Here is a 15,566-nt window from a genome sequence, read left to right as displayed (position 1 = left end):
AAGCGAGGTAAGATCATAACAGAGTTAAAAAACAGGGCTGGGGTGAGGGCTTCATCCGAATTCTGGGTGACAGAGTAACCAACCAGAAAGGAATTGTTTATGAAAACCTCAATGCATCGCCCTCGTGAATCGGGTAAAATTGGCTGGATCTTTTTGTGGCTGATCGGTATTCCCGTTCCCATTCTTCTCGTGCTCTTTTTCCTGCGTGACTGCACGTGAAGCCGCTTTTTTTAAGGGGGTCCGTTTCCTCACATGGAAACGGACCCGCTTATGAGTTGATCAGCATGCGCGAAATCTCCATCAAGGAAGGCTGGCTTTCGCAGGTAAGGGCAGGGTATGCTGAGACGTATTTGTCTCCAACTGCATGAACACTTTTGACCCTACGACCCATGCTCTCAATGTAAATCGACGCGCGTTTTTGACGCAGTCGGCCTATGGTTTGGGAGGGATGGCTCTGGCGGGATTGACACCTCAGGCGTTGGGTGGGGTGGCGGGAGCGATGTGGCAACCTCACACTCAGGTAAAAGCCAAGCGGGTGATTTTTCTCTGCATGGCGGGTGGACCTTCACACTTGGAGACTTTTGACTGGAAGCCGAAGTTGAAAGAACTGGATGGCAAGGCCTTTCCAGAATCCTTTACCAAGGGACAGCAACTGGCGCAGCTCCAAGGGGCTGAACTGAAGGCGCGTGGAGCTTTTTGTGAGTTCAAAAAGTGGGGGCAAAGTGGCCAGGAGATTTCAGAACTGTTTCCCCACATCGGGAGTGTAGCGGATGATCTCTGCATCGTGCGCTCGATGCAGACGGAGCAGATCAATCATGACACGGCTCATGCCTTCATGAATACCGGCAGCATCATTAAGGGGCGGCCCAGCATGGGCTCCTGGCTGCTGTATGGGCTGGGGTGTGAGACGAGTGACCTGCCGGGTTTTGTGGTGCTGACTTCGGCAGGAAAAACGGGGCAGCAGCCAGTCTCCGCTCGGCAGTGGTCGGCAGGGATTTTGCCCAGCAAGTATCAAGGAATTCAGTTTCAGGCGAAGGGGCAGCCTGTGCATTACTTGGGCAGCCCTGATGGCGTCTGCCAGAGCACGCAGAGACAGGTGGTGGAGGAGATCCAGCGGCTGAATGGCATGCTCATGGAAGAGAAATTGGATCCGGAAATCCAGACTCGCATCGCTCAGTATGAGATGGCCTTCAAGATGCAGGCCAGCGTGCCGGAACTCACGGATGTGAAAAGCGAACCGCAACACATCTTGGATCTCTACGGGGTAAAAGAGCCGGGTGATGGTAGCTTCGCATCAAACTGTTTGTTAGCCCGACGCATGGCTGAGCGAGGGGTGCGAATGATCCAGCTTTACCACCGCGCCTGGGATCACCATGGTGGCATTGTAGAGGGAATGAAAACCTCAGCGCAGGATGTGGATCAGGCGACGGCAGCGCTGATCAAGGACCTGAAACAGCGCGGGATGCTGGACGATACGCTGATCCTCTGGGGCGGGGAATTTGGCCGTACGCCGATGGGGCAAGGGACGGGGCGGGATCACCACATTCTAGCCTTTAATGTCTTCATGGCAGGTGGCGGTGTGAAGCCGGGCTTTAGCTATGGAGCGACGGATGAGCTTGGGTATCGTGCGGTGGAAGATGTGGTGCATGTGCACGATCTGCACACCACGATGCTGCATTTGCTCGGCATTGATCACAAAAGACTGACGGTGAAATTCCAGGGGCTGGATGTTCGCCTGACGGGGGTGGCTGGAAATTTAGTGAAGAAGCTGATCGCCTGATCTTTACATCCAGGTGGCTTTGGCATCAGTATGTCATTCATGCTGTGGCGCATATTATCGGCCATCATTGTGCTATTTTGGGCTGCGATGATGGGGCTGCTGATTCGGGATACTTACTTTCCCGATCAGTCGAGATTTGCCGTGGTGCCGCCAAGTTTTGTCTTTGACTTGTTTTTGGCCGAGGCCGCTGCGTTTAACAACACGCTGCACCTTTATCACGAAAAGGAAAAGATCGGTCATACCACCTTCACCATCCGGAAGGACGAAGAGCATGCCGTGCCGGCAGTCTATTCCGTCCTGGCTAGTGGCTCTCTGGAATTGCCCGATGAGGGTAAAGTGGTCCATGACATCACCTACAGATTGAGTGGGGAGCTGACCGATGGTGAGCGCTGGCGCAGCCTGGATCTGGAGTTTAAATCTACATCGGCCAATCTCTTTGCCACGGTGGTCTGGAAAGAAGGCGATAAATTACCTGCCATGGAGGTGAAAAAAGACGGTCAATTGGTGATGAATACCCAGTTTGTGCAGACGCTGATGGCGGTGAAGGGCACTCTGGGGGGAGACTATGATTGGCTGAACCAACTCACCAAGGTCCAAGAACAAGCGAAGTCGGTGCCGCTGACGGCGCGTGAAGGTGTGATGGATCTGGCGGGCAAGCAACGCCGCTGTTACATCGTCACCTTGGAGGTGATGCAGCTCGAAGAGGTACGCTGGTACTTCACCGAAGTGGGGGAACTGGCACGTATCGAGCTGCCTCAGGGGTATCGCTTCATCGAGCCCATGATGCATGGGCTAGAGAAAGGCATCAATACACTTCAGTGAATGAACCTCAGCTAACTCTTCTCCATCGCGCGCGATGGATCTGCCGACCGCTTTCCAGCCAATGCTGCTCAAAATCAGTGGTGGGATAAAAAAAGGCATTCTCAGGCCAATCCAGTCGCTCAAATTGAGGGCGTGCGCCCAGACTGGCGAGGGCATCTTCAAAATACACCTGGTCATCGGTTTTCAGGAGAAACTCGCCCCCTGGCTTCAAGATGCGGGCGAGACCGCTGAGGAATTCCTCCTGATTAACCAGACGGCGTGCGGCATGACGCTTTTTGGGCCAGGGATCCGGACACAGCAAGTGCAGGCGAGATACGCCTCCTGTCGGCAGGAGCCACCCGGTGGTGTAGCCACTTTCTAGGCGCATGACGTGGGCATTGGTCAAGCCCGCACGATTGATCTTGCGACTGGTTTTGGAGACTCGGCCCAACATTCTTTCCACACCGAGAAAATCTCGCTCAGGATACTCCTGTGCCATGCCAACCAAAAAGGTGCCATCGCCACAACCCAGTTCTACCTCCAGAGCGCGGGCGGGATTGGGAAAGATTTCACGGGTATCAAGTTCTCGAAAATAATCAGGCGGGATGAAGAGGGACATTACGAATACAAATCAGCCGTGACTTTCGCCGCCATGCAACGTAATCCGTATGCGAGTGACAAAAGTCACTGGCCACTGAACCCTGAGATTGATTCGTTTATCATGAACCGCCGCTTTTTCATCACCACTACGGGGGCCGCCGTTGCAGGCTCGCTCATTTCCACGGGGGCCCAGGCCGCCTCAGTCATCACTTTAGAGCAGGCTGCACTGCCTTATCCTGCTGAGGCCCTGGAGCCGCACATTGATGCCACCACGATGAACATCCATTTTGGCAAACACCATGTGGCCTACATCACCAATCTGACCAAAGCCTTAGAAACGGCCAAGATCCAGACCCGTAACATCGTGGAACTGATTTCCGATCTTTCTAAAGTCCCTGCGGACTCTCTGGCTGCCATTCGCAACAATGGTGGTGGACATGTAAACCATACCTGGTTCTGGCAGTGGATGGCCCCAGCAGGCAGTGGCCCGAGCGCCCCTGAGGGTAAGCTGGGCGAAGCGATCCAAAGCACTTTTGGTAGTCTGGATGACTTCAAAAAACTCTTCGGAGAAGCTGGGACGAAGCGTTTTGGCTCAGGCTGGGCCTGGCTGATCGTGAAGAAAGACGGCAAACTGGCTGTGACCTCTACGCCGAATCAGGACAATCCACTCATGAAGGGGCTGGTACCAGACGCGGATCTGGGCACGCCTATTTTAGGATTGGATGTTTGGGAACATGCTTATTATCTCAAGTATCAAAACAAGCGCCCAGATTACATCACGGCCTGGTGGAATGTGGTGAACTGGACGGCGGTGGCCAAAGGCTACGAAGCCGCTAAGGCCTAATCCATCGGTCTGATTTTTGCGGGCTGTGAGTGAAATCACAGCCCGTTTCATTTTTCATCCCTTTCATTTCCAGAATCGCTTATTTTATGAAACGTCTGTCTTTTATCGCCGCGCTTTGTGTCCTGCCTTTGGCTGGATTTGCTGAAGACAAAGTGAAACATGTGGATGCTGAGAAGGCCGCCAAACTGGTGGCTGAAGGCAAAGTGACGGTGCTGGATGTGCGCACCGAAGAGGAATACAAAGAGGGCCACATCAAAGGAGCCACAAATGTGGATATCCTCTCCAAAGACTTTGTGAAGAAACTGGAGGCGGCGAATAAAACCAAACCTGTGCTGGTTCATTGCCAAGCAGGAGGGCGCAGCACGCGTTCATTGCCAAAGCTCGAACAGGCTGGCTTCACTGAGATTTACCACCTGGATGGCGGCATGGCCGATTGGGTGAAAGCGGATAAACCCGTGGAAAAATAAGCCTACTGCGGTTTAGCGGCGCTGGAGAGCAGGGGATATTCCCCTGTTATTCTTTCGCCACTTTGCCACCCAGAGACAGAATTCGGGCTTTGCCCTTGGCATCTTCGGCTTCGGCGATTTGGCCGTTGCGCACGTACATCTGGGACAGCCCAGTCCAGGCGAGGAGATCATTGGGCTTCAACGTGGTAGCCATGAGTCCAGCGCCGATGGCTTCCTTCACCTCATTGACCTTGAGAAGAGCCATTCCTAAGGCCTGCCAGCCATCGAAAAACTGAGGGTCACGGGCCACACATTGCCGATAAATGACAATGGCTTCTTCCAGTTCGCCAACGGCCAAATGACCGTTGGCTTCATCAAACAAATCTTCGAGAGGGATCGTGTCGTTCATGGTTCTACGGTCCCTCCATCAGGCGATTAAGCCTGGGTGATGAGCATTTTGGGCTTCGATTCTTCGCGGCGGCGGGAGAACCAAGCGTCAAACAAACGTGTGCGCTCCTGGTCGGCGCGGCCATTGCTCATGTTTTCACGCAGGGCTTTGCTGTCGTCGCGCTTGCGCAGTTCCTTGGCACTCACATAGACCAGGAGGGAGCCTGTTTCGGTATCAATGACCTTGGATAGTTCACCGGCAGCGGTATCACGGGCCTGGCCAGCGATGAGGTTGCTGCTGGCTACTTCCATAGCAGGTTCTGCCACGGTGATGTCTGTGAGAGGGGAAAGGGTAAGTTTTTTGTCCTTAGCCAGATCTTCGATTTTCTTGCCTGCCTTCAGGCCTTCAGCAAGAGCGGTGCGGGCATCATTGGCAGCCTTGGTGAGGGCTTCTTGGGCTTTCTGGGCCACGAGAGTTTCTTTGATCTTCTCCTTCACTTCTGCCAGCTCCTGCTGTTTGGGTTCTTCGGACTTGGTGACAGAGAAAATGTAGTAACCATTGCTGCCTTTGATGGGGTCGCTAATAGGGCGCACTTCAGGATTCAGAGCGAAAACTGCTTCTACGAGTTCCTTTTCAGCCTTGAGGGCTTCTGGAGGAGCGTCCTGAGTGAAGAGGTCAGCCTTCAGCACGGTTTCTTTTTGAGTTTTGGCGATGTCGTCAAACTTGGCGGCAGGCAGGATGCTCGCGTCATTAAATTTATTCACACGGTCCACCACGGCAGACTCTTCTTTTTTGCGATCTTCAGCAGACTTCTTGTCGTCTGCTTTTGGATTTTCAAAGTACACGTAGCTGATGGCGCGCTTGCCCGCAGACTTGTAGCTTTCTTTCTTCTCGTCGTAGTATTTCTGGATCTCTTCGTCCTTGACCACGGCGGTTTTTTTGAAGTCTTCCAGGCTGAAGCTCAGCGTGTTGACCTTGAGTGTCTGGTATTCGCTCGCGTAGGCTTTTTCAGCCTCCAGGGGGCTGGCGGCATAGTTTTTACCGATGAGGTCACGCAGTTTGCTGAAGCCGATGCTGAGCTTGACGATTTCCAGCAGGTCCGAGCTATTGAAGCCATTGGCCGCCAGCATTTGCTCCACATTGTAAGCGCGCTCTGCGCTGAAGGCCCCATTTTCCTGGAAGGTCGGCAGCTTCTTCATGGCTTCTTTTGCCTCGGCATCGCTTGGGTGGATACCCAGGCGTTCCATCTCATGTTGAAGAATGAGCTGGTTGATGACGATGTTATTGTTCTGGTCTTCCTGGGAGCCGATGCGGGAGAGGCTCAGCAGTTCGAACATCTGCAAATTGTAAATCATCTGCATGCGGCGGCCCAGGCGCTGTGCTTCGGCGATGGTGTAGTTACGCCCGTAGATAGTAAAGGCGGTATCGGTCGGCTGGGCCTCCAGGCTTTCGCGGCCACTTTTCCAGCCACCCCAAACGGAGAAGCTGATGATGATGATCACGGTGACGGTGATGAGGAAGGCACCACGATGGCGGCGGAAAAATTCAAGCATGGCTGGCGGAATGTGAAACGGGCGCGCAAGTAAGCCGCTGGCCCTCAGACGGCAACCGGAAAAGTAGCCCAGATGTGCTGCAACAGGAGATAATAGGCCAATACGATGCCCGCCTAGGCCTCCAGAGAGGGAACCTAGGCGGTTAAATCATACTCGCAAGCTACCCGCATAGTCGCTAGGCATGCGCCAATCTCCCCTTGGAGACAGGGCCACCGAACCCACTTTCGGGCCATCTGGCATGGAAGACCGCTTAAACTGGCTCTGGGCGAACCGGCGTAGGAAGGTGGCTAACCATTTATCCACCAACTCAGACGAATATTTTCCATCAAAGGCCTGGAGCGCAAGAAAACGGATCTTCGCCTGATCACAGCCATGACGGATGAAGTGGAAGAGGAAGAAGTCATGCAGTTCATAAGGGCCCACCGTGTCTTCCGTCTTTTGCTCCATGCTGCCATCAGCCGCTAAAGGTAGCAGCTCGGGGGAGATGGGAGTATCGATGATGTCTTGTAAAATAGTGCCTGCCTCAGCGGCATACAGTTCTGTGGCACACCATTGGATGAGGTATTTCACCAGGGTCTTGGGCACACCTGCGTTGACATGATACATGGACATGTGGTCACCATTGAAGGTGCACCAGCCCAGGGCCGATTCAGACAAATCACCGGTGCCAATGACGATGCCACTTGTTTGATTAGCCACATCCATGAGCACTTGAGTGCGCTCACGCGCTTGGGCATTTTCATAGGTGATGTCATGGAGCCCAGGAGGATGGCCGATGTCCTTGAAGTGCTGCTCCACGGCTGCGGCGATGCTGATGGTACGAAGCTGTATGCCGAGTGCTTCAGCCAGTTTTTCTGCATTGCCTTTGGTCCGGGCGGTGGTGCCAAAGCCGGGCATGGTGACCGTTAAAGCTGCTTCCTTCGGCATCCCGGCACGTTTCAGTGCCTCCACCATCACCAAAAGCGCAAGGGTAGAATCCAATCCTCCCGACAGGCCGAGCACGGCTGTCTTACTGCGGGTTTGGCGCAGCCGGCGGGCGAGCGCAGTGGCCTGGATGGCAAAGATCTCTTCACACACGGCTTTGCGATCGGCCCCTGCGGGTGGAACAAAGGGGTGGGCAGATAGGGGGCGTTGCAAAGCTGCGCCTGTTTGAGCTGCGGGCTCCCCTAAATTAAAAGTGATGCGTGAATATGACTGCGTCGCAGGGGCGTCCCTAAATGCTGTACTGCGCACTCGCTCATGCTCCAAACGCTGGAGGTCCACATCAGCGATGGCGACTCGGGTTTCAAAAGCGAAACGCTCCGTCTCGCCCAACAAAGAACCATTTTCAGCGATGAGACCGTGGCCTGAGTAAACCGTGTCCGTGCTCGACTCCCCAGCACCCGCACTGGCGTAAATGTAGGCCGCGAGGCAGCGTGCGCTTTGCTGAGTGATGAGCTGGCGGCGGTAAGTGAATTTACCCAGCACTTCATTGCTGGCAGATGGATTGGCAAGCAACGTGGCCCCGGCCAGAGCGGCATGGCTGGAAGGGGGGATCACTGTCCAGAGATCTTCACAGATCTCCACGCCTAGAACGAAGCCAGGCAGATCAGTTGCTTCAAAGAGCAAGTCTGCGCCGATGGGGATGCCATCTCCCTCGGTATGGGTGTCCGTGAGCGTGGTGGCCGGTGAAAACCAGCGCCGTTCATAAAATTCGCCCGAATTGGGTAAGAAAGTTTTCGGCACAAAACCGAGGATTTCACCGTCCGCGATAACGGCGGCAACGTTGTATAATCGGTTTTGAACCGCTAGGGGCAGGCCTACAACGACGCAACACCCCAGGCCAGCATTGGCTTCTGCAAGTTGTTTGACCCCTGCCAGTGCCTGCTGCTGGAGGCTGCGCTGGTAAAAAAGATCTGCACAAGAATACCCTGTGAGACTGAGTTCAGGAAAAACGATGAGGCGGCAGCCCTGGCCTGCTAGATGCTGCATTTCTTTGCGTAGCATGGCCACATTGGCACCCACATCGCCCAATTTCAGCTCTGGGGACACCGTGGCGACGCGTACAAAACCATGCTGTTCACAAGGGCAGAGAGAAGGGGTTTGATCGGGCATGTGAGATGATAACACGACTCCATCATCCGGCATCGAAGAAAAAACACCTTGCATCCCGGCCTGCTCTCCAGCACACTCAAGTCGTTCCTGGTTCTCTCAACCAGGTGAACACTGGTGACTGCTCCGGCGATTGGAGCTGTGATTTCAAAAAGCCAAGGCTCATGAAATCCTTTCCTGCAACGGGCTTAGGCTTGTTTCAGAGCAGACACCGCGGCAAGGCCGCTCTTGATCATTTTCATTCATTCCTCCCGAACGGGACCCGCCGCCCGCGAAGCGCCGGAGCACCCTTCCATTTTTCCCCCAACCCCAGACATCGCAACATGGCAGGACATAACAAGTGGTCCAAGGTCAAGCACATCAAGGCCGTGGTGGACGTGAAGCGTGGCAAGGTTTTCAGCAAACTTTCAAAGGAGCTGACCGTAGCCGCGAAGAATGGCGGCTCCAACCCCGATCTAAATGCCCGCCTGCGTTCCGCCATCTTGGCTGCACGCGCGGCGAACGTGCCGAATGACAACATCGAACGCGCCATCAAAAAAGGTGTGGGCGAGCTTGAAGGCGCAGCCATTGAAGAAATCACTTATGAAGGCTACGGCCCGGGTGGCGTGGCGCTGATGGTGGAAGTCGTGACTGACAATCGCAACCGGGCGGCCAATGATCTGCGAGTGCTGTTTGGTAAAAACCAAGGTACCTTTGCCGATGCTGGCAGCGTGGCTTACATGTTCACTCGCCGCGGTGAGATCCGCATGGAAAAAGGCTCTCTCACGGAGGATGCCGTGACGGAACTGGCGCTGGAAGCGGGCGCTGACGATGTCCAGGACGATGGGGATGAATGGATCCTCTACACCACTTTTGAACAAACCTTCCAGGTGGCCAGCGCGCTGCGTGAGAAGGGTGTGGCGACAAAGTCACAGAACCTCATTTATCAACCCAGCACGACGGTGACCATCACGGATGTCGAGCTGGGCCGCTCCATCATCAAGCTCTACGACGTCCTCGACGACTACGACGATACCCAGAACGTGCACGCAAACTTCGAAATCGCCGATGAGATCGCCGATGAACTGTCCTAACCAATTTTGAAAAAACCATGAGCGAAGAACTCCTGCTCGATCTGTCTGCCAAAGAATCCAAACCTGCCAAGGGAGCCAAAAAAGCACCTGCGAAAAAGGCGGCCGCGAAGAAAGTCCCGACCAAAGCGGTGGCGGTGAAAGAAGCTCCAACCAAAAGTGTCGCGGCGAAAAAAGTACCTGCTAAAAAGGCAGCTAAGGTCAAGGAGGCACAGGCCCCGGCTGAAGTGGAAGCTGTGCAAGTCTCTGTGCCAGCGGCGGTGGTCGAGATTCCTGCTAGCGAAGCTCCTGCCACTAAAAAGGCCAAGCCTGCACGCAAATCTGCGGTGCTGAAAAAGGCGGCTGAAATGCTGGCTCAAATGCAAGCGGCTGAGGCTGAGACGCCAGTGGAAGCCCCTGTAGCGAAAGTTCCGGTGGTCGAGGCTCCCGCGCCTGCTCCGGCGGTGGTCGAGGCCTCTCAGCCCGTTATCGAGGAGGCACCTGTTGCCTCCCGCCCAATCGAAAATCCCCCAGTGGCTCAGCCCGAGTCTGTGGCCCCACGGCAGCACCAGCGCCCGTATGAAAACCAGCAGGCTCCGCGCGGCCCTGGAGGGGAGTCTAACGGTCAGCCTGGGGATGGACAACCTGGAGAACGCCGCAAGTCTAAATTCGAGCGTTGGAAGGAGCGTCGTGAACGCTTCCGCCAGGAGAAAATCGCTCGTCAGCAGGCCAATGGAGGCAATGGCCAGCCCTATGCGCCGCAGCCGCGTCATCAGAATCAGGAAGTTCAAGCTGGAGGCGATGAAGATCGCAATCGTCCTTCTGAAATCCCGCTGGGCCCACCTGAGCCTGCCGATGGTATCTTGGAATTGACGCCCAAAGGCTATGGTTTCCTGCGTCAGCGTGACCGGATGTTTATCCAGCACCCAAATGATTCCTTCATTTCAGCAGATTTCATCCGCCAGTATGGCCTACGTGAGGGCATGCAGGTCAAGGGTGTGGCCCAAAAGGGCCAACGTGGGCTTCAGATCACCTCTGTCGCCGAAGTGAACGGACGTGCGCCTGAAGCCATGCGCGACCTGCCTTTATTTGAAGAACTGAAGGCAACGAACCCGACCAAAAAGATTCAACTTGAGACGACCAAAGATCGCCTAACCACACGTGTGATTGACATGTTTACCCCCGTGGGACGTGGGCAGCGTGGCCTCATCGTGGCTCCCCCACGTGCGGGTAAGACTACCATGCTCCAGCACATCGCTGAAGCCGTCGTGGCCAATCATCCTGGCATGCATCTCATGATCCTGCTGGTGGATGAGCGCCCTGAAGAAGTGACTGAATTCAAGCGCATCCTGCCGAAGGCGGAAATCTATGCCAGCTCGAACGATCAGGACATCAAGAGCCACACCCGCATTGCCGCTTTTGCGGTGGAGCGTGCGAAGCGCCTAGTGGAATGCGGTGAGCATGTGTTCATGCTCATGGACTCCATCACCCGTCTGGCGCGTGCCTTTAATAACGCCAAGCAGGGCGGTGCCACCATGAGTGGTGGTATGGGCGTAGGGGCCATGGAGATTCCTCGTCGTCTCTTTGCTGCTGCGCGAAATACTCGTCAGGCAGGCAGCCTCACCGTTCTAGCCACCGCCTTGGTGGAAACGGGCAGTCGCATGGACGACCTCATTTTCCAGGAGTTTAAAGGCACTGGGAACATGGAGTTGGTACTGGATCGTAAAATTGCCGAACAATTTTATTATCCCGCCGTGAACATCTTCAAGTCGGGCACTCGCCGTGAAGAACTGCTGCTACAACCCTTCCAACTGGACAAGATTCACATGCTGCGCCGTGGCCTCGCCGGGCATAAGCCGATTGATGCCATTCAGCGCGTACTGACTCTCATGGAGCGCTACCCGAGCAATGCGCAGATGCTGGTGGATCTACCCAACAAGAGTTAGCTCTGACCGTTTTGGCTGAATGAATGTCCGCGGACCCAGGTGAAAACCTGGGTCCGTTTCGTTAGGGCGTAAGCGATGTCTTTTTCTCACGCTCTCCTTCTTTTTATGCCATAGTTGCAGGCCCGTGATTCAGCACCTCTACGTCCATATTCCTTTTTGCCACCGCATCTGCCCCTACTGCTCTTTTTACAAGCATCAGCACGGCAATACGGACATGGCAGGGTTTGTTGAAGCGGTGCTGGCTGAAGCACGCCGCGAGCAGGCCCTCCGTGAGCTAGATCTCCGCACCGTCTATTTCGGCGGCGGCACGCCTACGGCACTGAGCGAAAAACATTTGGAGCGTTTGCTTTCGGGGTTGCGAGAGATTTTCGATTTCTCCCGTGTCACAGAATACACCAGCGAGGTAAATCCGCGCACCATTACCGCGAGCAAAGCCGCCATGATGCGCAGCCAGGGCGTTTCCCGGATCAGTCTCGGAATCCAGGCCTGGGATGAGCCGACGCTGAAGATCTTGGGGCGCGATCATGCCCCAGCGGATGCCGAGGAAACCTACCAACTTTTGCGCGGAGCCGGTTTTGACAGCGTCAGCCTTGACCTCATGTTCTCGATACCTGGGCAGAGCCTGCAAACCTGGACGGAAACGGTGGAAAAAACTATTTCCCTCCAGCCTGACCATATCTCGGCCTACAATCTGAACTACGAGGAGGACACGGAGTTCTTCCAGCGCCTCCGCAAAGGTCAATATCAAGAAGATGAAGGCCGCGATGCCGAGTTTTTTTATCGAGCGCTGGATCGTCTAGAAGCTGCTGGCTATCAGCATTACGAAATTAGCAATTACGCAAAGCCTGGTTTCCGCTCCATCCACAATGAGAGTTATTGGTTAGGCGAGGAATACCTGGGCCTGGGCCCCAGTGCCTACTCCACAGCCGCAGGTCAGCGCTGGCAGAACATCCCTGACACGGCTCGCTACATGGAGCTCATCCAGGCGGGGCAGGGGACCGCGCAACCTGGGGAAGAATTGACTGAAGACCGTCGCCGCACCGAGCGTTTTGGCCTGGAGCTACGCACCATCCGTGGTCTCCCCACTGAACTGGTGCAGCCTGAGCAAGAACGCATGCTGGCCACCCTGGAAAATGAAGGCCTGCTCATTCTCAAAAACGGTCACATCATCCTCACTCGTGAGGGCAAGCCGCTGGTGGATTCCATCGCCGTAGCCCTTATGGGTTAGAGTGGACGAAGGAGCTTTGATCTGAGTTTAAAGTGGGATTTTGCCCAGCTCTCCACACTTCCACGCGGCTGCGAATGTGGTTTTGCAGTGGTAAACGGCTGCAAATCAGTTAAAGACACGGCCCTATTATTCGTCTGACCATGCAACCTGCCCCTGAACATACCGAATCCGAGCTGCTTCAATTTCGCCGTCACAAGCTGGAGGAGCTCCAGAAACGTGGCATTGCAGCCTTCGGTGGCAAGTTTGATGTGACTCATGCTCCAGGCACTCTAAAGGCAACTTTCACGGAGGGGCTGGATGTTCGCATCGCAGGCCGCATTCTTTCTCGCCGCCAGATGGGCAAAGCCACCTTCTTTGATATTGGTGACATTACTGGTCGCATCCAGTGCTACCTGAGTAAAAACGATGTGGGTGATGAAGCCTACGACCTCTTTGTCCACCAGATTGACATTGGTGACTTTGTCGCCATTGAGGGTCTGAGCTTTGTCACCAAAAAGGGAGAAAACTCTATCCACGTGAAGACTTTCACACCGATGAGCAAGGCCCTCCGTCCATTGCCAGACAAATGGCATGGCATTGCTGATCGCGAGATCAAGTATCGCCAACGTTACCTGGACCTGATTTCTAATGAGCAGAGCCGTGAAATCTTTGTGACTCGCAGCAAGATGGTGGCGGAAATCCGCAGCTTCCTCAACGGACGCGATTTCCTCGAGGTGGAGACTCCGATGATGCAGGACGTCCCAGGCGGCGCCGCTGCCAGACCCTTTGAGACCTATTTCAATGCGCTGGACCAGAAAATGTACCTGCGGATCGCTCCAGAACTTTATCTGAAAAGGCTGCTCGTGGGTGGTTTCACCAAGGTGTATGAACTGAATCGCAACTTTCGCAACGAAGGCGTGAGTCGCCGTCACAACCCAGAGTTCACCATGCTCGAGGCCTATTGGGCCTACTCTGATTTCGAGCAGATGGCCGATCTGGTGGAAAGCCTCGTCTGCCACCTGGCGGAGAAATTCTGTGGGGGCCTCAAAATCAAGCGCAATCGCGTCACGGAAATCCGCGCCATTCTGTTCATGATTCCTCGGCTTGTTCAGGAGCATTCCCTCGTGCTTTCTGCCGAAGCGAATGCAGAGTTCCAGGCCGTCATTGCCATGGCCCACAAGGCTCTCAATGAACTGGATCATGAAAAAGCCTCTGCAATCGCTCAAACCGCAAGGACCGAGTTGGGCCGCTTCTTAGGCCTTTGTGAAAACGATCTGAATCCTGGGCAAAAGGGTTTCTTTGACGCCATGCTGGCCAAGTTGGACACCCTTAGCGAAGACGCTTTCATTGACCTCAGCCGTCCCTGGAAGCGCACACCTTATCGCGACCTCATCAAAGGTGCGGTGGGGGATGACTGGTTTAGCCTCAGCAAGGAGGCTAAGGTGGCGCGCGCTCAGGGCCTGGGTGTGCATGAGATCCACGCCGGAGATGAGCACTATGAGCTGGATCAAAAGATCTTTGAAAAGCTTGTGGAGGAAAAAAGCTTTAACCCACTCTTCGTAACCCACGTGCCCAAGGAACTGGTGCCACTGGCCAAGCAGAACACGGCAGATGACTCCGTGGTGGATGTCTATGAGCTGGTGATCAATGGCCAGGAAATCAGCCCCGGTTATTCGGAGCTGAACGACCCCATCGTCCAGCGTCAGCGCCTGGAGCACCAAGCCGGGGAAGAGATCCAGAAGATTGATGAAGAGTTCATTCTGGCTCTGGAGCACGGCATGCCGCCAGCAGGGGGCATCGGCATTGGCATTGACCGCCTCATTATGATGCTGACTGGGGCCGAAAGCATTCGTGATGTGGTCCTTTTCCCTCAGTTGAAGCGTAAAGCTGACTAACCATTGATTCTCCTTGGTGGCGATTGATCGTATCGTCACCAAGGTTTAACTTGGCGTTAGACGGAGCTGTAGAGATAACCAAAAGCATCGTGAGCAAACACCATCATCACCACCACGACGGCTGCGTGCGCCTGGAACCGGAAAAGCTCCTGCGTGACTCCATGGAGCGTGCCCGTGAATCTGGGCTACGCCGCACAAAAGCCTTGGAGGATGTGCTCTCCATCCTCATCCACGCCTGTCAACCGCTGACGCTGGCGGATATCGCCGAGTCTGAGCACCTGGGCAGTGGTGCGGATAAAGCCACCGTCTATCGACTGCTCATGAAGCTGGAGGAACGCACCCTCATCCGTCGGTTAGGCCTGCATGATCGCGCGGCCTATTACACGATGATTCTTCCTGGTGAGCATAATGATTACTTGATCTGCAATGACTGCGGCAGAATCGAAAAACTGGATATTTCCTGCCCAGTTCAGGCGCTGGAAAAGCAAATCGCTAAAAAATCCGGCTTCAAAAAGCTTTACCATGAACTGGAGTTCTTCGGTCAGTGCCCAGATTGCGCCCAATAAAAGGCTTCTGAGACAGTTTTCGGCGGATCAAAGCCATCTCGAACAGAGGTGGCTTTGTTGTAATCGGGCAGGGAAGGGGAGAGCAATGAGTCCGCCTAACCTAATTTTAGTGTCAATAACTCAGAGCTTCTGGCCATTGTCATCTTGGCCACGAAAACCTGAATATTGGGTGTTTCTTGCATGTCTACATTTGGCGGGTGCGGCTGGAATGCCCATTTTACAGGGATTGGGGAAGGGAATAACAAAAAGCACTTCAAGACTCAGTGAATCCATAAGAACTGTGGAAGTGGCGCATTTGTTAAGTTATCCTAGACAATTACTTGTGAAAAACTTCACAAAGACATGAAAAAGATCTTGCACAAAAGAGGATCTAACCCAAAGTGCCCGCTCCCCGGCCCAA

13 protein-coding genes are annotated in these 15,566 nt (G+C 54.6%); 9 read left to right on the top strand and 4 right to left on the bottom strand.

Translation table 11 applies throughout. From position 1 onward, the window contains the following. The first annotated feature begins 364 nt into the window (after positions 1-364). On the top strand, positions 365-1,780 hold the full coding sequence (locus tag HNQ64_RS20955; protein ID WP_184212418.1) for a DUF1501 domain-containing protein: 1,416 nt from the start codon (positions 365-367) through the stop codon (positions 1,778-1,780). A 30-nt stretch (positions 1,781-1,810) separates the two neighbouring features. Continuing rightward, positions 1,811-2,602, top strand: coding sequence for a hypothetical protein (locus tag HNQ64_RS20950; protein WP_184212416.1), 792 nt, complete (start codon positions 1,811-1,813; stop codon positions 2,600-2,602). A gap of 7 nt (positions 2,603-2,609) precedes the next feature. Here HNQ64_RS20950 and trmB read toward each other — a convergent pair whose 3' ends face one another. After that, complete coding sequence (gene trmB, locus HNQ64_RS20945; RefSeq protein WP_184212414.1) at positions 2,610-3,200, bottom strand: tRNA (guanosine(46)-N7)-methyltransferase TrmB; 591 nt, start codon at positions 3,198-3,200, stop codon at positions 2,610-2,612. A 186-nt stretch (positions 3,201-3,386) separates the two neighbouring features. On the opposite strand from trmB, the gene HNQ64_RS20940 reads away from it, so the two are divergent. Both HNQ64_RS20940 and HNQ64_RS20935 read left to right on the top strand, forming a co-directional pair. After that, positions 3,387-4,025, top strand: coding sequence for a superoxide dismutase (locus HNQ64_RS20940; protein WP_408004367.1), 639 nt, complete (start codon positions 3,387-3,389; stop codon positions 4,023-4,025). 86 nt (positions 4,026-4,111) lie between these two features. After that, a complete protein-coding gene (locus HNQ64_RS20935; RefSeq protein ID WP_184212409.1) occupies positions 4,112-4,492 on the top strand; it encodes a rhodanese-like domain-containing protein in 381 nt (126 codons plus the stop codon). A 46-nt stretch (positions 4,493-4,538) separates the two neighbouring features. On the opposite strand, the gene HNQ64_RS20930 is transcribed toward HNQ64_RS20935, so the two are convergent. The 3 genes from HNQ64_RS20930 to HNQ64_RS20920 all read right to left on the bottom strand — a co-directional run bounded on the left by HNQ64_RS20930 (position 4,539) and on the right by HNQ64_RS20920 (position 8,506). After that, positions 4,539-4,880 (bottom strand): hypothetical protein, encoded by a 342-nt coding sequence (locus HNQ64_RS20930; RefSeq protein WP_184212407.1) that lies wholly within the window; start codon positions 4,878-4,880, stop codon positions 4,539-4,541. Positions 4,881-4,906: 26 nt separating this feature from the next. Then, positions 4,907-6,412, bottom strand: coding sequence for a peptidylprolyl isomerase (locus HNQ64_RS20925; RefSeq protein WP_184212405.1), 1,506 nt, complete (start codon positions 6,410-6,412; stop codon positions 4,907-4,909). A gap of 147 nt (positions 6,413-6,559) precedes the next feature. Beyond that, entirely contained in the window at positions 6,560-8,506 is a 1,947-nt protein-coding gene (locus HNQ64_RS20920) for an NAD(+) synthase (protein ID WP_184212403.1), read from the bottom strand. Between the two features lie 320 nt (positions 8,507-8,826). Between HNQ64_RS20920 and HNQ64_RS20915 the strand changes: the two genes are divergently transcribed. The 5 genes from HNQ64_RS20915 to HNQ64_RS20895 all read left to right on the top strand — a co-directional run bounded on the left by HNQ64_RS20915 (position 8,827) and on the right by HNQ64_RS20895 (position 15,166). Next, a complete protein-coding gene (locus HNQ64_RS20915) occupies positions 8,827-9,576 on the top strand; it encodes a YebC/PmpR family DNA-binding transcriptional regulator (protein WP_184212401.1) in 750 nt (249 codons plus the stop codon). A 17-nt stretch (positions 9,577-9,593) separates the two neighbouring features. After that, a complete protein-coding gene (gene rho, locus HNQ64_RS20910; RefSeq protein WP_221305522.1) occupies positions 9,594-11,498 on the top strand; it encodes a transcription termination factor Rho in 1,905 nt (634 codons plus the stop codon). Between the two features lie 124 nt (positions 11,499-11,622). Beyond that, positions 11,623-12,726: a radical SAM family heme chaperone HemW gene (hemW, locus tag HNQ64_RS20905; protein ID WP_184212399.1), complete on the top strand. Its 1,104-nt coding sequence runs from the start codon at positions 11,623-11,625 to the stop codon at positions 12,724-12,726. 140 nt (positions 12,727-12,866) lie between these two features. Next, the gene (gene lysS, locus HNQ64_RS20900; protein WP_184212391.1) at positions 12,867-14,600 is read left to right on the top strand and encodes a lysine--tRNA ligase; all 1,734 of its coding nucleotides are present in this window, start codon (positions 12,867-12,869) and stop codon (positions 14,598-14,600) included. Positions 14,601-14,689: 89 nt separating this feature from the next. Next, positions 14,690-15,166 carry a Fur family transcriptional regulator gene (locus HNQ64_RS20895; protein ID WP_343075914.1) on the top strand — a complete coding sequence of 159 codons (477 nt, stop codon included), beginning with the start codon at positions 14,690-14,692 and terminating at the stop codon, positions 15,164-15,166. Positions 15,167-15,566: the final 400 nt, after the last annotated feature.

It is taken from the genome of Prosthecobacter dejongeii, from assembly GCF_014203045.1.
Lineage (GTDB): Bacteria > Verrucomicrobiota > Verrucomicrobiia > Verrucomicrobiales > Verrucomicrobiaceae > Prosthecobacter > Prosthecobacter dejongeii.
Note: the sequence above shows the minus strand (reverse complement) of the source record. Positions and strands in the feature narration are given on the sequence as shown.